Genomic DNA, 19502 nt, shown 5'->3' with positions numbered 1-19502 from the left:
TCTTCATTGTAGAATTTTCCCAACGTTCCATCATCTTGAGTCAATTTGAAAATCTGACTGTTATTCCACTTAGTTTTATCGTTCTGGGTGACATGGATTTCCGTGTTATTAGCATGACTGTCCGTATAAAGCTTTGCTGTATTTAAAACAGTTTCTAGTTCATCTGATGAAGGGATCGTAATAAACTCAGTCCAGCCTGTGCTATCATACCAGTGACGAATAAATATTTTCTTTTGACCTGCGTTTCCGGCATAAAAGAAAAATTGTGCAAATCGATATACGCTCGATTTTATATTCAGCACCTCACCAAATTCATAGGGATAACCTGTAGACCCTTGAAGAATACTGACGGTGGTAATACCGATTGGATAATTGTTACCTGAATATGCTGCATCTTGATATAGTGACTCATCAGCAATTTTATTGATATTTTCACTTTTTAATTCTTCTGAAGTAATCAGCCGCTTCCATCCTCTGAACTCACCGTCAGTATGAACCATTCCGATCCAAATGGTCACTTCATAGCTTTGGTAAGCAACAATTGTTTTTCTGCTGCTCTCTCCCTCTATGACATCATAGTTATACCAAGCATTATCTCCTTCAACTGGGTTGTTTACTATATTTTTACCTAATGCATAATAAAAACCGGTTGATAATGATAGAATATCTGTCCCATCAGGTACCCTAGTTCTTCTACCATTATCTTTGGTCAATTTTTTGAGTTGAGCACCATTCCATTTCACACGTTCATCATTAGTGATGTGAATGTTGCTATTACCAATATGTTTGTCTATATAATTTTTAGCATTTTCCTCAGCCTGTTCAGACTTACTCTTAGATCCTGCTTCTGTCTCGAATGATACCCATTCGGACCACACTCCGCTGGTTAATGTTTTTCTCCAAATTCCCCCGTCATTTGTCATAGCAATCGCTTCCCCGTCGTTTTCGGAAAAGTATAAATAAATGCCTTTCGTTGATTGTGGAGGTGTATTCACTCCTGTATTTTCTGTGTGAAAAGTAAATGACTTCCTTTGCTCAGCAGCTGCTTTGTTAAAATCTTGTCCATTGTCTATATTGATAAAGACTGAACCATCATCTTTTGTAATCTTCGATAACTGACCCCCATTCCATTTCTCTCGCTCTTCCTCTGTAACATGCCGCACCTGATCTTGCTCATGCTTGTCAAAATCCTTCTTCGCCGCCTGCTGCACATTATCCACATTCCCCAGCCCGATTTGCGCCTTTGTTGTGTTGTGGGGGTTGTTCATGTCGTTTTTGTGGGCGGCCAGGTCTGTGTGGGCGTCTTTTATGCCTTTTTCCCAGCGATTGACGTCATCTTCGTTGATGGGATCATCCGGAAGCCAGTCTGTTTTTTCTTCGTATGCCATGTTTACACCACCTCAAAAGTAAATCTGAAATCGAGTGTTCTGTTTTCGCTGACGTCCAGGTCAGTCTTTCTCTCTGTAATCACATTGCCCAGCTCGTCAAAAATTTGTACCGTTTCGATATGCTTGATGTCTTCCTCACGTTTTGTCAGAACGGTGACGGTCGCACCGTCAATGGCGAGCTCTACTATTTCTGTTTTTTGGCCGTTGAGCAGCACGTGATCGATTCTGCTTTTTAGATCAGCCGCTGTGCGTTCTCTGTATATGGTTGAAATCAAGTTAAAACCACCTCATTGTTGTTAAGAGTGACAGAATAACCGACCTTGAGCTCACTGGCTGTTCGGTATCTGCGGTGATTCAGGATGACTGTATCTTTGATTTGCAGCGTCTCATTCAATCCGCCTCTGAGCGTATACGCCAAATGAGCGGGTTTCATGTTTTCTATCGCTTCGATCAGCTCATTCATGTGCTGGAGGTCATCAACATTGATATCCACGTTAAAGCGGTATTCACCGGGAAGCAGACGGACCTGTGCAGACGGGTTTTTCAAGAAACGGTTTACCGCCTGCTCAATGGCCCTGTATGTGATTGGCGGGATGTTCGACATTTTGGAAATGAGCCGCAATCGTCTGATCTCATCTGTGTCGCCTGATTCACGCGGTACGTTTAAAATCTTTTCCCAGCGGCTGAGCCCCCATGTCGCCGTCGGTACGAATAACTGATCCGTCAGATCAAATATGCTGTTATTCTGTTTATCAAACTCAGGCGCTTCCGCTTTCAGCAGCTCGGCCATTTCTTTAAGGCTGGTGAGAAACGGCGGCAGATACGCTGTCATGTCATCTTGTTTGCTCAATGATCTTCACCTGCCCAAGCTTAGGAATTTCCACGTCGCTCAGCACCAGATTTTCAGACGTGCCGTTGATTTGAATATTGGAGTAGTCACTGACTGATGGTGAATTATAGACGATATTGTTAATTTGAGACAGGCGGATGACGTTATCTTCAAACGCCATTTTCTTAAAGAGATTTAAAACGCCTTCCTCAATTTCTGACTTCACTTCATCAATTGAGTGATTGATCTCAGGCAGCACTTCGGCAGAAATCTCAACTTCTTTCCAGACCGCGCTCTCCACTGTGACAACGGCTCCGATTGGCGCCTGTCCCTCTCCCTGCCCTGGTTCAGGGTCGATATAATCTTTCACTTTTTGAATTAAAATTTGAGAAGCGGGCTCAAGATTCGCATTCGTGACGACAATTTTGACCGTGCCTTCACCGTTCCAAAGCGGGAAGATCTTTGCCTTGCCCACACCGTCCACTTCTTCAGCCCACTCTTTATAATGCATTTTATTGGCACTGACGGCCTCACGCCGAACCCTTGTAAAATACCGTTCTCGCAAGCTGTCATCTCCCTCTTCCTCGCGCCCCGGAATCAGGATTTCTTTGACTATAGCCGTTTCTAAACCGGGAATGGTATCCAATGACAGTAAATTGCGTCCGGTCAGATTGGCGTTTCCCGCTTCACCAGGAGTTTCACAGATGAGCGTCCCGTCTGCCGTATATTGAAAATAAAGATTATCCACGTAAAAGCGGGAGCCGACAGGAATAGTAACTCCAGATGTAAACTCTCCCGCTCTGACAGCCTTTGTCGCGGCAGTTCTTTCAATTCCCGCTTCCGCTGCACGCCTGTCTAAAAATTCGCCTTGTGCGGTATCAGAAAAAACTAGCTCAAGCACAGTATCCAGCCATATATAAGACTTCGCAAGCTCGGCCGCCGCCGGGGCTAACGCATTATAAATGACACTGCCTTCTCTTGTATCAATATCTGCGGAAATGCTGTTCAGCATACGCTCCATAATCGCTTCAAAAGTCTGATCTTCAAACATCTTCGCCAATCACCTCCTCAATCTCAAGCGTTCCTTCATCCGTCTCCACCACGAAGGACACATGAAACGCGGCGCCTTGTTTTTCAATCTCAAAATCTGTTACAGCCGATATCCGGTCATCATAAACCAGCGCCTCTTCTATCAGCCTCGGGATCTCCATCTTTTTATAGGCATCAGTTGTCTCATGATCGGTCAGCACGTCCTGAAGCTCGTTTCCGACATTATGGCTGTATATGGAATACGCATAGCGTTCTGTCTGTAAGGCGATATACACGAACTGCCTGATCGCTTCAAGTCCGGTAATCAGCTCATTCGTAATTCTTCCGTTTTCAAAATCTATTTTGTACGTTTGCGAGGTTTCAATGATTTCACTCACATCTTCAATATCTTCAAACTCCACTTCTGGTGTCAGGGCCATGATGCCCACTCCTTTTACATGCTAAATAAAAACCCCTTCGTACTGAAGCGGTTTGTCTATACCTTATCTAAAATAAAAAACGATTGCCCGCCAGTCAGAGCCGCGGTCATGAGGCGATCCCCCGGCTCGAGTGCATCGTCTCCTCCGGACTGCATTCGTTTTGGGATAATGATGGCGTCTTCCGGTATGATCAGTTTGCTGTTTTCTTTTAATTTGATTTCCACAGGAGAAACCGAAACAACTTCAGCCGGGAGCAGTTCTACCGGAGACTCAGCGTCAACTGCGCCGACTGCCAAATGTTTTATAGCCTCACTTAATCTCATCAGGAAACTCCTTCCGGCATCGTATTCTTTTCGACAACATCGATCGTCATCGTATGTTTCGTTCCTTTAAATTCATGCCGGTCCGTATCTACCCAATAGGTTTTCTTGATGCCGGCCTCCGGAATCGAAATATAGACAGGCAAGCCGCTCTGCACTTCTGGGATGCCCACTGCCTGAATATTTTTCAGTTCTTTTTTCACGCCCTTTTTTTCAGCAAGACGTACATCTGCCCGCTGCTGAAGCTGTGCCTGGTTGATGTCATCTGTGACCGTTTCCGTATATTGAAGCACACCGTATTTATTTAAGCCTGAACTGTCCTTAGCAGAGGCTTTATATGTCTTATTGTCCTGTTGCCGGCGAAGCACCACCCGAGTAGCAGTGTCGTTTATAGAAGTGCTGTATTGGTAGCCTGTGATATTGACGCCCGTTTCAAGCACCCATACCTCTGACGGATCTGGCCAAGCGCGCAGACCGAGCTTTCCTTTTTCCGAATACAGCTGGTAATGTCGTCCTGTCTGGCTTTTCGTCTGTTTCAGCGCTTTTAATATGATGTCATACAATGTCGTATCATTTTTAATGACAAGACTTTTGATCGTATGGCCTGTGTTTGCGATCGAGGTTGTCGGTATCTGGAAGTCACTCGCAATCCTTCTGATGATCTGGTCGGCCCGCTGATTGGAAAACACGTACATATCCTGGTTTTTGACCAGGTACTGCAGCATGTCATAAGCGCTGAAGGCAAGCGTATGCTCGTCCGGGGTTCTTGCAAAAACAATGCCCCGAAACAGCTCTTTTCCCTTCCATTTAAACAAGACCGTATCTCCTTCTGAGACACTGTAATACGTCTGGTCGCCCTGCTTGGTGACGATGGTCGCTTCAATGGAACGCGGCGCCTGATAACGATGGCCTTCAAGCGATACGCTTTCTGCAACCAGCTCAAGCCACTCTGTGTCTTTAATGACGAACAGTTCTATCATCATACATCACCTGTTTCATTGCGGTATCTTTAATTTTTGGCCGGGAAAAATCCAGTGGCCCGGCTGCCTGATGTTCCGTTTGCTTCGTTTGATCATTGCTGTTTTATTGGCGTTCCAAATTTTGCGCCATTGGTTGCTGTTCCCGTAAAATCTGCCTGCAATGTCCCATAGCGTGTCTCCCTTTTTGACTGTGTACGTCTTCGGCGCAGCCTTCGACGGACGTTTTGCCTTTGTTTTTTTCTTCTGCTTGATTTTCCGCGGGGAAGCGGTTTTGTATTCTTTTAATTGAATATCAAAGGAACGATCACCTATATCCTGCTGGCCTTCGCTATAGGAAAAACCTTCAATACTGCATGTTAAATTCACTTTAGTTCCCGTAATCAAAAACTGAACCGGTTTTTTGGCCTTCATCCATTTTTCAATTTTTGTTATCGCATTTTCCGGCGACGGGAAGTTTTGATATTCTGCTATTGGGCTGTATTTCTTCGGAAAAAACGAAGAGAACGAAATTTCTTTCGCTCCTTGTTCGTCAATAAATGTAAGGTCACCGAACTTGGCTACTTTAACCGTCTCATTCTGAATCGTATTTGAAATATTCAGCTGGTCGGGAAGAACGGGGAGCCGCAACTTGTCCTTCCCTTGTGAAATCCAAAATTCATATACGGATTTAGTCAAATGCAACGACTCCCTTCGTTCCAATATTGATATCCTTTTGCAGTTCATCTATAAGCGCCTGCTTGATTTTCGCTGCAAGGCTTTCAGCGTCCTGTCCATTATGGAAGTGCTGGTCTCCGTTAAACTCAATCTTTATTTCTTTCGTTCCGGCTGTTTGTATCGTTTGCCGTGTACCGGATGTAACTGCTGAAACTTGTCCTGAAGAAAGCTCAGACTGCTGGGATTGAGACGGATCTGTCACTTCCATTCCCAGAGCTTGCGCAGCTCTCTGAAGGAGGTAGCGGCCGCGGATACCTCGCTCCTCCGGAATGATCCATTCCCGCTTGTTTCCTTCACCGACACGGGCAATTTGTTCTTTCGTGATCAGCCCGCCGTTTGCATAACCGACATAAGGACCGCCACGTTTCAGGCTTTTAATGCCAGGTACATTATCAATTGAGCCGTATCTGCTTTTGATATAGCCGATCGCGGCAGCAGCGTTGTGAATCGGATTTCTAATGTTACCCATGCCCGGTGCTTTATGAGCATTAAATGTGGTTGGAACTGTCTGCATGAGTCCTTGTGATGGATTTCCCGCCTTCGCGTTGCTATCCCACAGGTTAATAGAGTTCGGGTTGCCCCCTGATTCATACTGTGCAATCGTCATTAATCCCGAGAGCCAGCTCAATGGTGTCTTTGTGGCCATCATTGCTGCCATAAGCCACTGTTTCACATTTCCCCCTACTGCACCCATTCCGGAATAAGCAGCTGCCAATGAACCGGCTTGTTTTTCTGCGTATTTTTTCACATCGACAGAATCCAGTCCTTTTACAACACCGACAGAGGCAAAACGCCCCAAGCTCATCATGACTCGAGAAGGTGAATGGATATCTAATTCTTCACGGAAAGCCTGCTCCACTCTCTTGGCCATATCCTTTGCTGCTTGTTTTACTTCACTGGATTTAGAATTCATGCCTGTCACAAAGTTTCCAATCAAACCGGAGCCCCAGCTGTTCGATGTGTCTTTTGAACGCAGGAACGGTTTGTCAACATGTGTACTCACATACTGTGCAGTCCCTGTTTGGGTTGAATTTTGTCCTTGCGCAAAGCCTTTGACCGTTCCTGTGCCCCATGAAGACGATTTGCTCACAGTGGCTTGGAACGGCGTTTTAACTTTTGATTGCAAAAAGCCGTCTGTTCCGGTTGCAGTGCCGCTTTGGCCCTTGGCATACCCACTTACCATTTGTTTACCGTAATTTGGTGAAGCAGAAATCATTTGTGTAAATGGTGTATTGATGTTTTTCTTTTTCCAGTCTTCCATTTTGACAGGTTGGTTACTTATTCCCTTGTCAAAGCCCTCTGAAAATTGCTGTCCGAGGTCTGAAGCTTGTCCGTTAAGGCTAGATGTGTTAATAGAAGGTGACATTGAAGCAGAATGGCTGCCAACAGTGTTTAGAGCTGTACCACCTGAAAGTGTAGAGGCTGATGCCATATCATCGACCACATGCATGCCCAATTTCGATGCGGCTTGCGCTAACAGCATTTTGCCGCGGCCGCGATTGTTGTCGACTGGAATGACAAATTCCTTACCCGCTTCACCGATCCAAGAAATAGTTGGTTTCGTAATAAAACCACCTGAGGCGTTTTTATCAGTTTTCATTCCAAAGTCTCTGTGAGCTTTCTCTCGTCCATTTTGAAAATGCTCTACCTTTTCTTGAACCCAAGACTTCACTCCGCCGCCCAATTTTTGAGCAGTTTTTACTACCTTCCCGCCTGTAGACTTTATTGCATCCCAAGAATCTCCTAATATATTTTTTCCCCACTCTTTTACTGAATCCCATTTTCCAGACCACCAGTCTTTATTAAATAGGCTGTCCTCAAGTGTAGATTTGAATTTTTTCCAAAGTGACTTTGTATTTTCCCATTTTTCCTTTGTCCAGCCTTTAACACCTTCCCACTTACCGGACCACCAATCTTTATTAAAGACTGTTTCTTTTACTTTCGACTTAATTGATTCCCAAACAGAAACGGCACCGTTCCATTTTTCTTGAGCCCAGCTCTTAACGCCTTCCCACTTACCGGACCACCAATCTTTATTAAAGACTGTTTCTTTTACTTTTGATTTAACAGAGTTCCATACAGAGGAAGCTTGATCCCATTTTTCCTGTGTCCAACCTTTTACCGATTCCCATTTTCCGCCCCACCAATCACTGTTGAAAAGCGTAGACTCTAATGTACCGTATGCATAACCAGCTTTTTCAGCCCACCAATTTGAGTCAAAAAAAGTAGTAGAAGCTGTATCTTTTATATTAGTCCACGTATCACTAAGGCCTCCGAGAGTATCACTCGTTGTTGTTTTAACACCTGTCCATTTTTCATTCCACCAATCACCATTAAATAATGTATTTGAAATGTTCTCTTTGATTTGAGAAGTATCAAACATCTTACCAATGTTCTTACCTGCTTCTTCGCCGCCGATTCCGCCTACTAACCCGCCGCCAATTCCGCCGATTGCGCCGCCGATTGCTGTACCTTCCGGACCAACGAAAGATCCAATCGTTGCACCAGCTTCCGCTCCGGCTGTTGCACCAGCTTCCGCTCCGGCAATACGTCCTCCAATTGAACCAACCTTTTCGCCAGCATTATCTTTATTGATTCCAGCTAAATCAAATACTGCTAAAGCAGATCCTACGTATGGAACAGCCTTTCCCATTCCTCTGAACGCTTTACCTAGTTTGGATGAATCTTTCCCTAGCGATTTTAACCCTCCAAGCCAGTTCTTTAACTTGGAACCCGAGGTCCTAGGTGCACTTTCAGCAGGTGTGCCGCTTTGGCGTCTTCTTATCACCTCTCCAGGAACCTTGAGTGTTCTGTTTGGAGCCTTTGTGGGACTTTTCTTTTTTCTATAGGTTTTTTTATTTTTAGTGCTCGGATTGAGGCCGCCGCCTTCACAGCAGTCACAGCAACAATTTCCTCCTGTATTACGGTTAAGGACTTTTTTATCTGTGTCAGAATTTTCACCAGAATCGTCCTTTTTTTGTGGTCCTAGAATTTTATCAATGATCTTATCAAACACATCATTTTTCAGCTTTTCTATCAATCTCTCTTTGAAACGATCCAAAAAAGCTTTGCCTATTTCATTGAGCGTATCTTTGATCCAAGGCCAAGCTGATTTTGTCCACCAATCCTTCAGCCAGCCTTTTATTTTTCCGACCCATCCAGGTTTTTGATCTGAGTTTTTATCAGAGCCTTTATCTGAGGATTTGTCTGATTCTTTCTTAGAAGTTTCTTTGTTAATCGGGCTTTCTTTTTTATTGATTTTGTCTGATATTTTTGTCTTAACAACCACTTTTACATAATAGGTTTTTTCAAATTTCCTTAGAAGGGCTGTTAATCGATTAACTGTTTTGGTGATTTCATCGATGACCTTTAGTTTTACTGTGTATCCGTTTTTCAAATTTTTCTTAATATAACCGATAATCCTTTTAACTGTAGAAGTAACCTTGTCATCTGGAATCAAAAGGAATGATAGCTTTTGATTAGATAGCATCTTCTTTATTTTTTTATACGCAGCTGCTGTCCGGTCTACCAAAGAGATAGTCAGCTTCGTTTCTTTCGGCAGCCGTTTAAGTTTTCTTTCAATTGCATCAAGCTTTGAAGTGACTTGGTCATCAAGTACAACTTTAATTTCAAGCGATTTCGCGAATTTCAAAATGATATAGTCGTTTATTTTTCTCAGCCGGTAAAATGCCTGATCTTCCGCTCTGATACTGATTTTGATTTGCCGATTAATGGTTTTGACTTTTTTTTCGACCTCTTGGAATCCTTTATGTATCCGTTTTAGTTTTTTAGATACCTTGTCTTCGAGATCAAAACGGGCTGTTAATTTTGCGATATTAGTTCCCTCCTCTCCTTGATTCTTTTTCTAATAGATCTAGCTTATAACCTATCAACCCAAATAAAAGAGCTTTAAAATGTTTTGGTGCTTCATATAATTCAAGAAGTTGGGATGGCGAGTAATGAAGCTCATGCATTGCATAGTACAAATACACAGCTTCCTTATCGCCATCCTTTACTAGTTTTTTGCTTCTTCTTCTAGATCTTCAAGATCATCTTCAAAACCATTGATTTCAATTGCTTTATTCAGCCAGTTCGCATACTCTCCCCCAACAGATAATACACGTTTGGCAACTTCTACCGGATCCGCAGTTTTGTATGCTTCCCTTAAATCTTTTGAACGAAAATCAGGATAAATAGTAGATTCGATGGCAATTCTCGCATAAAAGCGCTGGGAGTCTAAATCTTTGACACGGCCGCGGCCTTTCACATTTTTAAATGTGGTGTTTTCTTTCTCTAATTCATCAATCCGTTCAGTAGTAATTGGTTTTAAAATAAACGGAATGACATTCCCTTTTTTATCAACAAAACGCTTTGAGATCGGCACTTTGATTTCCTCAGCTTCAATTGTTTTTCCCGGCATAAAAAAGGAAAGATCATATACGTTTTCGTTCTTCTCGCTCATGTAAAAAACTCCCTTGTCTATTGTTTGGTTTCATCTTTAAAAAACAGACCTTTCTAAGAAAGGTCTGCGTATGTGCTGATTCAGCTTTGATTAAAACGTGTCAGATAGCTTTTCAGGGACGTCGAAGTCTTCGAATGTAAATGGAACTTCTTCCTCTAACGCTTCTGAATCGACATCAAGGCTTGCGATTTTGGCAGAGTCAAAGTTGACGTCGTACAGCGTGACTCGCTCTGTGCCCCGGCCTGAGGATTGATCATCCAGCACGGCTTGGAGTGTGAAATAAGGATCGCTGCCTTTTTTGACATAGTCCATCATCAATAGCACGAATTTTGATGTGACTTTGTAGAACGTTGCGGTCCCTGTTCCATTTGCCCCTGTTGTTTTATGGCCTGTCATGCGGCGGCCCATAATGTTGACTTCGGATTTGTTTTTCTCAACGTTTGCTTCAAATGTTTTGATGTGCGCCATTTCCTCGCCATCGAGAAATAAGCGGCCTTCTTTTCCTGAGATTGTGTTTTGTGCTTTTAATGCCATATTAGTTTACCTCCACATTAAAGTAGAATTTTTCTGCTGCATCGACAGGCTGTACAGCCAGGTCAATCAAGAAGCCGTCACGATCTTCATTCATTGAAATTGTGATATCTTCATCGGAATCAAAGCCAGTGATGCCGCCTGCATCCTGAAGTGTTGTCATGTATTGCGTGATCATCGTTTTTACATACTGCAGTCCGTCTTCAGATGCCGGGATATCGCTTCCGCTGCCTTTTCTTGATTTAATTAAGGCTTTCAGCTCGCGTGTTAAATCATTATTCACAGCATCCAGGACACGAACGATTTTGTTCTTCGCAAATTTCTTGTTTTTCTCAGCTGTGAACGTCACGAGTGAGTTAATGTCCTTTTCTACGCTGACGGATTTATCACGGGCATCGAATGTGAATAAAAATTCACCTTTGCCCAGACGTTCAACAATCGTATCGTGGTCAAGTCGGTGTAACACATCAACTGCGCCTTCGTACTCTACAAATGTGAGTGATTGGTTAAAGGTTGCTCCTGCACTCGCTCCAGCTACCCAAGCTGTTGCTTTGTCCGGTGTAACTTCCGTGCCATCTTCAAGCAGCACACCCTCAGTTACGTTGATGATGCCTTCATAATCACCGGCATAATTGGCTGTGACGCCTTGCACTTTTTGTCCTTGGCCGTCGCGCAGGCGTTTAATGAAAGCAGCAAACGTCGCCTTCAACTGGTCACCTTCTGCAACAGGCAGCGCAATCACATCAAAGCTCTCCGTTTCAGCCGCGGCTAAGAAATCTGTATAGTCGGAGTTGACAGGGGCTTTATCCGTACCGCCAGATAAACGGATTCCCGCGGATGCATTCAGCGTCTCAGCTGCAGTGTCTCCTTCTGATCCAGTGAGAGGAATCGTTGAAGAAAGATCGCCTGTCCCGGTAAAAGTGACATAGCCGTTAGCTGTTAATTCTTCAGCCTTTTTGACAGTCTGTTTATCAACCTCTGATTCGTCCATATATGTTGTCACATCGAAAGAATTAGCATCCAGCACATTTTGATTGATGCGGATGATAATGTCATTACCTTTTGTTCCGCCATATACTGCAGTTGCTTTGACGCCTTCAGCAATATCAGCAGACGCTCGGACACCTTCGGTTAGACGGTACATCAATACCGTTTTCGCATTTTTCTTCGCTTCACGCAGCAGCAATAAAGACGGGTCATCAATGCTGAGGCCCACTTTTTTGTTTAGGTCTTCAACGCTGGAAATGGAGACGAACGTTTTCGCTTCGCCCCAGCTTGATGCGACCGGAAGTGCGACTGTTCCCCGTTCACTGAGTGATACCCGCTCCTGTGCCGTCGTTTTAAAGTTAAAATAAATGCCTGCACGTTCTTTTTCTTTGCCTGTTGTAAATGTTCCGCCATTCATGATGACATGACCTCCTTGGTTAGAAATGTTTGAATCAATTGGTTGGCTTCTGATTTCGTCATACGTGGTTGATCCACACCAAATAAAGCCCCCTGAAGAATATCCGGCTTAACGCCGAACAGTTCCTTCGCGTGCTTAATCAAATCCGCTGTATCAAATAGAGCTTCCCGGCTCTTTGTATGTACAGCCTTCTTCTGTTGTTTGTCCTTTGACACTGTTTATTTCACCCCGCTGTTCATGTCTATATCCTGTAAGACAGGCTGTTCTGTTTTGTGATAATAATATCGGCTGCTCCACCTGATCACCATGGCCGCCTCGCCCCTGTCTCCTACCCTTGTCTCGATTTGGGAGATGCGAACCATATCCCCCGTCTTCTCGCCGGATTCACTCAGCAGCGGAATCATATTTCTCGCTTCTCTTATGGCATCCGCGAGCCTGTCCGCTTCATCCAGCGCCTGAACGGAGTCCAGATGAAACAGTTTTACATTGAGACTGTAGGTTTTTTTAAATGTGGAGACCGTATCTGTTTCCTCGAAAACAGATGGTGGCGGGACGTATAACGACGGCACCTGAAAGTGATCAGGAAGCTCGCGTTCATAAATGGGAACAGACCACCGGCTGTACAAAAACGCCATGATCGATCCTGTTTCACTGTTCATCCTGCTCCTCCTTTACAGCTTCTTCAGCCACTGGCGCAGTTTGCTTTCCAGCGATTTTTCAAACAGCTGTTCATATAAAAGCAGTGCATGATCCCAGTAGCTCGTGCCCGGTATCCATTTTCTCTTGAGCGCCATTCCCGTTGAAGCCGCTGGATCATAAATAAACCGTGAGCCTTGAAAACGCCCCGGCACCCATCTCACATCTTGTTTTGACGTCCAATGGCCGTCATTAAGAAATGAGGCGTAATCAAGCTGTGTCCCCACCTCAAGCGAAAGCCCGCCGCTTTGCACAATCCAAAGATTGTCCTCTGCGCCTTTCTCAAAGGAACTGAGCAGTTTTTCTGTATCAATCGTTTGTGTGCTGATGAGTTCAGATTGGACGATCTCCAGAAAATCTTGCCCGCACTCCTCAAGCCACCGGGACGCCTGTCTGGAAAAACCGCCTGAAGCCGCTTCTTTTAATGCCGTGTTCAGCTGTTTCAATCCCGCTATTTTCATAGGCTTTCATCCCTGACTGCGATGACCTCCCAATGATGATGTCTGATCCTTTTCGGCAGCTTTAGTATATATTTATGATTCTCCCAAATGATTTTATCGTTCACGCGGATGTCCGCTGACAACGGAAAATGGACGAGAAAGCTATGATATACAGTTTGATCCGGCTCCTCCTGAATCAGCTGCTGTGTTTTTTCGGTAAAATAACAAGGGACATCTTGTTCATCGGGTGTATCCGGATATGAAATCACCGGCTGCAGCCTGTCTGCCGGAATCCCAAATCGGCCTGCAGACGGCGCTTGCGCTGCTTCATGATAAATATCGCAACGGTGAATGAGCATCTGCCTGTAGCTCATAAAGATCTCACCTTCAGTCTGGAGGATTCAGGGACGTAGCCCGGCTTGATAAACTCTTCGAGCAAATGATACACCTCAGGCCGCTGAATCCCGCCTTCTCCGGAAACCGTGTAGGAATAATCCCCCATTTTCTCAGACTGATAGCTTGATGAGGCAGATTCATCGCTGTTGACAAGCGCAAAATACTGGGCAAGCTTTACTAAAGCCAACTTCACCTTACCGGGCAGCGGATCATACAAGCTGTTTTCAAAGCGGTGGCCCGTGATGAGAGCCGCTTCTGCTTCCGCCTCGATGATATCCTGCGCCAGCAGCTCTTCCGGCCTGTTTTTCACCCGATCATAGACCGAATAGGAGGCTACGTCAGTCGGTTTAATGAGCATGAGCTGACCACCTCGTTTCTATTATTCTTTTACGTTAATTAATTTCGCGCAGGCATCCTCTTCCTCGAACTTGCTGTCCAGCTTGGCCGTTAAGACAATAATGAATTTACGGGAGCGGATGTCTTTGTCGACCTCAATTCGGATATTGCGGGAGAAGCCGAGAATGATATTTTTCGGATGTGTGAGAATGATATCAGAAGCGTCATATTGCGCGTCTCCCTCACCGACTGTGTACGGCTGAATATTGGATACCCCTTTGACCGGTACGCCGAATGCTGTTGACAAGCCGCCCTGAACAGCCTGGTCCCCAAGGTTTGTCTGGCGGTCTGCCACGCGGTCCTTCCATTCAACTTCTAAGCCGTGAGACGTATAGAATCTGAATTCCTGAGGGATGCGCAAATATTTCGGCGGAACTGCCTTTAAGCCTTTCTTGAATGTCGCTCTGGACAATTCTTCACCGTTCATGTCAACGATATGGGAAACCGCCTGTTTGCGGATGCCGTCCAGCTGTGCCAGATACGGATCAGCTGATGCTGTATCACCGTTAACGATCAGCTCTTCAATATCAACTGCTGCGCGCTCTGCTAAAATTTGCATGATCGTCTGCTGCAGGCCGTCTTTTTCAATATTGTTTTCAAGTGTGTCATACGTAATGTTAATTTCCGCAATGACTTCCTTCGTGTTCAGCTGGACCGTGCTTGTCGTTGGAACTGTCAGCTCGTCGTTTGACAGTGCTTTTCCTTCTTGCGCAGCCCGCAGAATACGCTGGCCGAAGCCGATTTTTTCAAATTTTTGCGAATCGTTTTCCATTTGAATCACGCGGGATTCACTGAAAATGGTCGGCGTGTTTTGCACCATGCGGATAAAAGCCGATGCTTGCGCAGGGTTCATAAGCCCGCCGCTTTTTAAAGCAGAAAGCGACATTTCCGCTTTCCGAATGATCTCTTGATTTCTCAATTGATTTCCTCCTCCTTGACTGGTTTTACAGCAGTCCGCTCCAGATTGATTTTTTGACTTGCTCTGTATTGCCGCCCGTATCGTCCGCTGTCTGCTTAGACGCGCCTCGCGCTTTTTCCAAAGCCTCGATGCGTTCGATCAGCGGGGCAAGCATGTCTTCAACGAGCTTTTTCAGACGCTCGTCATCACCCGTCTGCTCCGGCTTTTCCTCCGTGTCTGTGTTTTTTTCAATCCGCTCAAGCCGTTTGAGCAGAGGGTAAAGCGCATGCTCGAATGATTCTTTCATGTCTTCTTTTCTCATTTCTTCAGTCTCCTTCCCTGTTTTGTCAGCAAGCATTTGCTTGAATACACTGAAGAATCCCGCTTTTTCAACCGGTTCTTCCTCATATACATCTGCAGTGCCCGCCATGCTGTAGCCAGTGATGATTCCAGCCTTGATCTGTTCCCACACCTCGTCTGACGCTCTTGTCACGAGCACCCATGAGCCCTTTGTAATCCGCTTTGACCCGATCATAAAATCATCGGGCGCCACATAGGACTCGACCACGACGCCGGTTCCGCCCTCAAAGCTGTGATTGATATCAATCTCCCGTGCCTCCGCGAGAAAACCGTGCGCCGCTTTTTCAATTTCCTCGGCGGTCATAAAATCGCCGTGGGCATCAGGAACATCAGGCTCATACACGATTCCGTACACGAGCTTTTGTTCATCCTGCTCACTTTTTGTAAACAGCCGAACCTTTTTTTCAAATGACGGAGGTTTGGCTGACTTCGTAAAGAAAAATTCTGTCTGGTTAGCCGCCTTGTCCACATAACTGACAAAGCTGATTTTGGCATTTCTTAATTCTCGCGCCACCTGCTTGATTCACCTCCCTTCAGGACGTTTTGATATCTTCGATGCTTTCTTTCAACTCCTGCATGAGCGCAGCCAGGTTTGTCTTTTCCGCATCCTGTCCTGCAGGCCGTTTATAAATGTCCTCCGGCCACTCCTCAAGTGTTTTTCCAAGCACCCGTCCGGCAAGGTCACGTAAATCATTCGGTGAGACTGCTCCGGCTGTAATAAAAGGACCGAGCACCTTCGCAATCTCAAGCGGATCACGAAAGTCCGGTCCTTTTAATGTCAGCCTGACGTCATGGATATTCAGCTCCGGCAAAAGCAGCGTGTTCAGTTTATTCACGAGCGTTTTTCGCTCCGGCTGAAAAACCTGCTCCTCCGTAATTTTTCTAGCAGTATCAGCTGTCGCCCGGTTGTATTCCTGGGCCTCGCCTGTATACAGCGGCGGGAGGCGGAACGCGGAACGCAGCTTATTTCTGCTTTTTTCATCGTATTCAAGAAACAAGGCGTCGTTTTGGAGAATTTCAGCCAAAGATTTGATTTCCACGGAAACCGGCGTAATATCCTCGCCTCCATGGAGATCCTTTTCTTTTGCGATTCCTTCCGCTTCGATCAGGAGAAATTTATGGGCGTTTTCCACGCCTTCAAGATCATTCATGTATTCCTGCAGCTCCCGGTAAGAAGCTTCAGACAGCATCCCGTTTTCCACTGTAATCGCAGCGGGGACGTGACGCCCCTGCTTAAAATACATAAAATTGAGCTCTTCTGCTTTTCGGGCTCCATATAAATTGACAATATTGCCGATCCAGCGGGGTACACCGTATACGCCGCTTCCGATTTTGAGGTGAATGGCTTCATTTGCTTGATACTTCTCTGCCAATGTGTTTACATATTCACCTGTACGCATATCCATTTTTCGCGGATCGCCGTATTCTTTAAAAAATACTTTCTTTCCATTAATCATCTGCACATATTTTCGGAAGCGTTTTTGCCTTTTGATCCTTTTCATTTTCCCGTTTTCTTCATATATAAATGAGACCTCAACAGGCTCGCCAGCTCCGCATACACGCATATATTTCACATCTAAATATTCGATGCCGGCAGGTTTTCCCGCCCCGTCGCGAAGCACTTCCATAAATCCGTTGCCTGTTTTTTCTCTGTCTTCGATGGCATAGCCTAAAATCATTTCAGCTGATTCATCAAAGTGAAGACATTTATAAAAGGCTTCGAGTCTGGCCCAGTCTTTTTCCGCTCTTTTCTTTTTTGCCTGATCGACATCACTTGCGTTGACATCAAATGTGTACTCAACATCGAATCCAAAGCCTGTAATATTCACTCTGTACGCATCAATGCATTGCTGAAGAATGGTCGAGTATTCGGCAATGGTTTTGAGCTCGATGATATTGTAAGGCGGAGCGATAATGTCCTCTCCGTACAGCTCAGAAAAGTCATCTTCATAGATTTGCTTTGTCTGAGGAGCGGCGGCATTGGCTTTAAATACAGTTGCTCTGACTGTTTGATTGTGCATGATTTATGACCTCCTCCTTTCTCGGTTCGGCCGGATTCGTTTGTGTGCTGTCTCTTTCATATCAGCAACCTCATAATCATCAAGCGCATACCAAATGGCAGAAAGCGTATGCGGGTCAATCGTGAATTCATCCTCAATCAGAGCTCCGTTTTTATCTTTGGCATACGTAAGTGTCTTGAGCTCATAGATGACATTTTCACAGCGGTCCGAACAGAAGATTTTTTTGAACCGTTTTACCTTTTTGGTATATTGAAGCCTGGAGCCGGGAAACTTTCTGGCTCCAACCATCCGAAAGCCCTGCTGGCGGAAATATTGGATGCTTTTCGGCTCAGCCGAGTCGGCTTTGATCAATTCCTGTGTCTCAATAAACTCACGCAGCTCCTCAGCCGTCCTATCATCTGTCATTTTATTTTGATAATACTCCCAATAAATGTAGAGGTATTTTTTTTCAGGATCTACAGCAAGCCGGACGACGGCATTATAGGATTCCTCGAATCCAAAATCCATACCTGTACGAAAGATTGGCTTGCGGATGGCTGCGATACATTTTTTTACTTGATCATGCGGGAGTACCTCGAACTGCGGCAGCACCCTGATCCCGTTGACGCCGAATCTTCCTTTGCGGGCAATCCGGTACAGGTCGGGATCATATTCTTTGAGCCCGTCAAGCTGTTTCACATAGCTTTCCGGGAGAAAAAGATTGTCGTTAGCGGTGGAATGATGGTAATACGTATCTCCCTTTACAATCGTCCGCTTTTCGTAAAGTTCGCTGTCATCCAGCACAAACCGTTTCTTGCGTTCATCCCAAAAAAAATGCCTATACGTCCAATTGGAGGTGCCGACGGGATTGGTGGTACAGATCATATGAAGCTTTAGCTCAGGATGGCGAAGACGTCCGATTAACTCCTTGAACCCCTCATACTTCACCTCTGAGCACTCTTCAATCCATATTAATGAAATGTTATGAACCGATTTTAATTTTGCCGGATTGTCCATTCCTTTGAACATGATCCGGCTGCCATTGTGAAATCGCAGCTGCAGCGGGGAAGAAAGAGATGCCACGGCCTTTGTGAGACCGAGCTCTTCGATCACCTCTTGAAACAAGGCGAAGGTCGAATCCCGATGGGTATCGAACACCTCCCGGATCACAAGGGCCGTCCGTTTTTCCTTCAGCAGCTTAAGCACGATTTTCAATGCGGTATGATAGCTTTTGGATGAGCCGTAGCCACCGACAAGAAACTGGTACGTCTGCTCCCAATTGAACACGTAATCTTCGAAATGTGGGTTGATTTCTTTTACAATCATGACTTGCGCTCTTTTCGTTTGATCATAATTTCAATCGGCTCTTGGCTATCATCTGTTTTCTCCGCTTTTTGTTTGGCAAGCTTCAATTTCTCATTTTCTATTTTTTGTTTAAATTGATCTGGAAACAAATCAAAATATAAGGATAGCTTCTCAAGCGCCTTCATTTTATCTGCAAGCTTGATGGCAATGCCTTCTTTGCCAAGCTTTGCTTCCGTTACAATGGTGCCGTCAACGAGCCCGGAGTCTTTGACATCGACAAAGCTGATTTCCTTCATAATCGGGTTATCATCTTCATCAAACAGCGGACCCGATTTCCCGACAGCCTGGACCTCTTTTTTTCCAAAGGTCACATAGTCCGTAATATCCGCAAACGCGATCTTGATATAAACCTGCAGCACATCCATCGCTTCAATAAACATCTCATTGACCATTTCTTTTTTTATGCGTCTGATTTCAGCAGCGACCTTTTCGTTTTTTAAGAGCCGGCTGCCCGTCACATGAGCGCTGTCCGGAGAATAGCCCGCTTTGATTGCTGACTGTGTGGCATTGAAGCTTTTGACGTAATACAGGCAAAACAGCCGCTGGCGTTCATTTAATTCATCGTTGTCTATAGGGCGCTGTTTTTGTTCGTTTTTGGACGCAGAAAACAGGGCCTCTTTCCATTTGTCTTGTTTTTTCCAGATGCCGATTGTTTTCGCGGAAACACCGATTGTGTCCGCAATCGCCCGATTTGTGATCTTTCCTTGATGTTGTTGATAGATTGCTAATGCTTGTTCGCGAAGTTGTGTTTTCATGCTACGGCATCACCGCCACCTCCAGCATGGTTGTCTATTCATAAAAGCGGCTGATCAGCCAGCCGCTTATGTGTCATGCTATTCACTTATAGGTGGCA

The 19502-nt window shown here is 45.0% G+C and carries 22 protein-coding genes and 1 pseudogene; all 23 read right to left on the bottom strand.

Features of this window, described 5'->3' with window-relative positions:
• Nucleotides 1–1124: 1124 nt before the first annotated feature.
• A pseudogene (locus NST79_RS07095) lies at nt 1125–1388 on the bottom strand (terminase); the annotation flags it as partial.
• Nucleotides 1389–1390: 2 nt separating this feature from the next.
• Entirely contained in the window at nt 1391–1663 is a 273-nt protein-coding gene (locus NST79_RS07090) for a hypothetical protein (protein ID WP_003232665.1), read from the bottom strand.
• The gene (locus tag NST79_RS07085) at nt 1660–2238 is read right to left on the bottom strand and encodes a YmfQ family protein (RefSeq protein ID WP_042974283.1); all 579 of its coding nucleotides are present in this window, start codon (nt 2236–2238) and stop codon (nt 1660–1662) included. Before NST79_RS07085 ends, NST79_RS07090 begins: the two co-directional genes overlap by 4 nt.
• Complete coding sequence (locus NST79_RS07080) at nt 2222–3268, bottom strand: baseplate J/gp47 family protein (RefSeq protein WP_015252271.1); 1047 nt, start codon at nt 3266–3268, stop codon at nt 2222–2224. Before NST79_RS07080 ends, NST79_RS07085 begins: the two co-directional genes overlap by 17 nt.
• Nucleotides 3261–3686, bottom strand: coding sequence for a DUF2634 domain-containing protein (locus NST79_RS07075; RefSeq protein WP_029317673.1), 426 nt, complete (start codon nt 3684–3686; stop codon nt 3261–3263). Before NST79_RS07075 ends, NST79_RS07080 begins: the two co-directional genes overlap by 8 nt.
• 56 nt (nt 3687–3742) lie before the next feature.
• The gene (locus NST79_RS07070; protein WP_003244812.1) at nt 3743–4009 is read right to left on the bottom strand and encodes a DUF2577 family protein; all 267 of its coding nucleotides are present in this window, start codon (nt 4007–4009) and stop codon (nt 3743–3745) included.
• Entirely contained in the window at nt 4009–4986 is a 978-nt protein-coding gene (locus NST79_RS07065; protein ID WP_042974276.1) for a phage-like element PBSX protein XkdQ, read from the bottom strand. Before NST79_RS07065 ends, NST79_RS07070 begins: the two co-directional genes overlap by 1 nt.
• Before the next feature lie 15 nt (nt 4987–5001).
• Nucleotides 5002–5661, bottom strand: a complete 660-nt coding sequence (locus tag NST79_RS07060) for a LysM peptidoglycan-binding domain-containing protein (RefSeq protein ID WP_212059179.1) — start codon at nt 5659–5661, stop codon at nt 5002–5004.
• Nucleotides 5654–9535 carry a transglycosylase SLT domain-containing protein gene (locus NST79_RS07055; RefSeq protein WP_212059242.1) on the bottom strand — a complete coding sequence of 1294 codons (3882 nt, stop codon included), beginning with the start codon at nt 9533–9535 and terminating at the stop codon, nt 5654–5656. Before NST79_RS07055 ends, NST79_RS07060 begins: the two co-directional genes overlap by 8 nt.
• A gap of 1 nt (nt 9536) precedes the next feature.
• Nucleotides 9537–9686 (bottom strand): hypothetical protein, encoded by a 150-nt coding sequence (locus tag NST79_RS07050; RefSeq protein ID WP_003239113.1) that lies wholly within the window; start codon nt 9684–9686, stop codon nt 9537–9539.
• Between the two features lie 29 nt (nt 9687–9715).
• Nucleotides 9716–10162, bottom strand: coding sequence for a phage-like element PBSX protein XkdN (locus NST79_RS07045; RefSeq protein ID WP_003232676.1), 447 nt, complete (start codon nt 10160–10162; stop codon nt 9716–9718).
• Between the two features lie 90 nt (nt 10163–10252).
• Nucleotides 10253–10696 (bottom strand): phage tail tube protein, encoded by a 444-nt coding sequence (locus NST79_RS07040; protein WP_003232677.1) that lies wholly within the window; start codon nt 10694–10696, stop codon nt 10253–10255.
• A 1-nt stretch (nt 10697) separates the two neighbouring features.
• The gene (locus NST79_RS07035; RefSeq protein WP_003245369.1) at nt 10698–12098 is read right to left on the bottom strand and encodes a phage tail sheath family protein; all 1401 of its coding nucleotides are present in this window, start codon (nt 12096–12098) and stop codon (nt 10698–10700) included.
• A complete protein-coding gene (locus tag NST79_RS07030) occupies nt 12095–12313 on the bottom strand; it encodes a hypothetical protein (protein ID WP_003232679.1) in 219 nt (72 codons plus the stop codon). The genes NST79_RS07035 and NST79_RS07030 overlap by 4 nt, the downstream gene beginning before the upstream one ends.
• 3 nt (nt 12314–12316) lie before the next feature.
• Complete coding sequence (locus NST79_RS07025; protein ID WP_003232680.1) at nt 12317–12757, bottom strand: phage-like element PBSX protein XkdJ; 441 nt, start codon at nt 12755–12757, stop codon at nt 12317–12319.
• A gap of 12 nt (nt 12758–12769) precedes the next feature.
• On the bottom strand, nt 12770–13255 hold the full coding sequence (locus NST79_RS07020) for an HK97 gp10 family phage protein (protein ID WP_116315571.1): 486 nt from the start codon (nt 13253–13255) through the stop codon (nt 12770–12772).
• Nucleotides 13252–13608, bottom strand: a complete 357-nt coding sequence (locus NST79_RS07015) for a YqbH/XkdH family protein (RefSeq protein ID WP_069703740.1) — start codon at nt 13606–13608, stop codon at nt 13252–13254. Before NST79_RS07015 ends, NST79_RS07020 begins: the two co-directional genes overlap by 4 nt.
• On the bottom strand, nt 13605–13988 hold the full coding sequence (locus NST79_RS07010; protein ID WP_033885235.1) for a DUF3199 family protein: 384 nt from the start codon (nt 13986–13988) through the stop codon (nt 13605–13607). Before NST79_RS07010 ends, NST79_RS07015 begins: the two co-directional genes overlap by 4 nt.
• A 21-nt stretch (nt 13989–14009) precedes the next feature.
• Entirely contained in the window at nt 14010–14945 is a 936-nt protein-coding gene (locus NST79_RS07005; protein WP_003232690.1) for a phage major capsid protein, read from the bottom strand.
• A 25-nt stretch (nt 14946–14970) separates the two neighbouring features.
• Complete coding sequence (locus NST79_RS07000) at nt 14971–15798, bottom strand: XkdF-like putative serine protease domain-containing protein (protein WP_003232691.1); 828 nt, start codon at nt 15796–15798, stop codon at nt 14971–14973.
• 19 nt (nt 15799–15817) lie between these two features.
• Nucleotides 15818–17305, bottom strand: a complete 1488-nt coding sequence (locus NST79_RS06995; RefSeq protein ID WP_024572593.1) for a phage portal protein — start codon at nt 17303–17305, stop codon at nt 15818–15820.
• 3 nt (nt 17306–17308) lie between these two features.
• Nucleotides 17309–18610, bottom strand: a complete 1302-nt coding sequence (locus NST79_RS06990) for a PBSX family phage terminase large subunit (protein ID WP_212059178.1) — start codon at nt 18608–18610, stop codon at nt 17309–17311.
• Nucleotides 18607–19404 carry a phage terminase small subunit gene (gene xtmA, locus NST79_RS06985; RefSeq protein WP_019712461.1) on the bottom strand — a complete coding sequence of 266 codons (798 nt, stop codon included), beginning with the start codon at nt 19402–19404 and terminating at the stop codon, nt 18607–18609. Before xtmA ends, NST79_RS06990 begins: the two co-directional genes overlap by 4 nt.
• Nucleotides 19405–19502: the final 98 nt, after the last annotated feature.

Origin of the sequence: Bacillus sp. PS196 (assembly GCF_037963555.1) — a bacterium.
GTDB lineage: Bacteria > Bacillota > Bacilli > Bacillales > Bacillaceae > Bacillus > Bacillus subtilis.
The sequence above is the reverse complement of the archived record's forward strand: the minus strand, read 5'-3'. Positions and strand labels throughout refer to the sequence as shown.

Bases quoted from the DNA above. Each gene is read 5' to 3' on its own strand.
- NST79_RS07080 (WP_015252271.1), bottom strand. From the start codon at position 3,268: ATGTTTGAAGATCAGACTTTTGAAGCGATTATGGAGCGTATGCTGAAC.
- NST79_RS07040 (WP_003232677.1), bottom strand. From the start codon at position 10,696: ATGGCATTAAAAGCACAAAACACAATCTCAGGAAAAGAAGGCCGCTTA.
- NST79_RS06990 (WP_212059178.1), bottom strand. From the start codon at position 18,610: ATGATTGTAAAAGAAATCAACCCACATTTCGAAGATTACGTGTTCAAT.
- NST79_RS07075 (WP_029317673.1), bottom strand. From the start codon at position 3,686: ATGGCCCTGACACCAGAAGTGGAGTTTGAAGATATTGAAGATGTGAGT.
- NST79_RS07010 (WP_033885235.1), bottom strand. From the start codon at position 13,988: ATGCTCATTAAACCGACTGACGTAGCCTCCTATTCGGTCTATGATCGG.
- NST79_RS07025 (WP_003232680.1), bottom strand. From the start codon at position 12,757: ATGAACAGTGAAACAGGATCGATCATGGCGTTTTTGTACAGCCGGTGG.
- NST79_RS07070 (WP_003244812.1), bottom strand. From the start codon at position 4,009: ATGAGATTAAGTGAGGCTATAAAACATTTGGCAGTCGGCGCAGTTGAC.
- NST79_RS06995 (WP_024572593.1), bottom strand. From the start codon at position 17,305: ATGCACAATCAAACAGTCAGAGCAACTGTATTTAAAGCCAATGCCGCC.
- xtmA (WP_019712461.1), bottom strand. From the start codon at position 19,404: ATGAAAACACAACTTCGCGAACAAGCATTAGCAATCTATCAACAACAT.
- NST79_RS07065 (WP_042974276.1), bottom strand. From the start codon at position 4,986: ATGATAGAACTGTTCGTCATTAAAGACACAGAGTGGCTTGAGCTGGTT.
- NST79_RS07035 (WP_003245369.1), bottom strand. From the start codon at position 12,098: ATGAATGGCGGAACATTTACAACAGGCAAAGAAAAAGAACGTGCAGGC.
- NST79_RS07045 (WP_003232676.1), bottom strand. From the start codon at position 10,162: ATGAGCGAGAAGAACGAAAACGTATATGATCTTTCCTTTTTTATGCCG.
- NST79_RS07020 (WP_116315571.1), bottom strand. From the start codon at position 13,255: ATGAAAATAGCGGGATTGAAACAGCTGAACACGGCATTAAAAGAAGCG.
- NST79_RS07015 (WP_069703740.1), bottom strand. From the start codon at position 13,608: ATGAGCTACAGGCAGATGCTCATTCACCGTTGCGATATTTATCATGAA.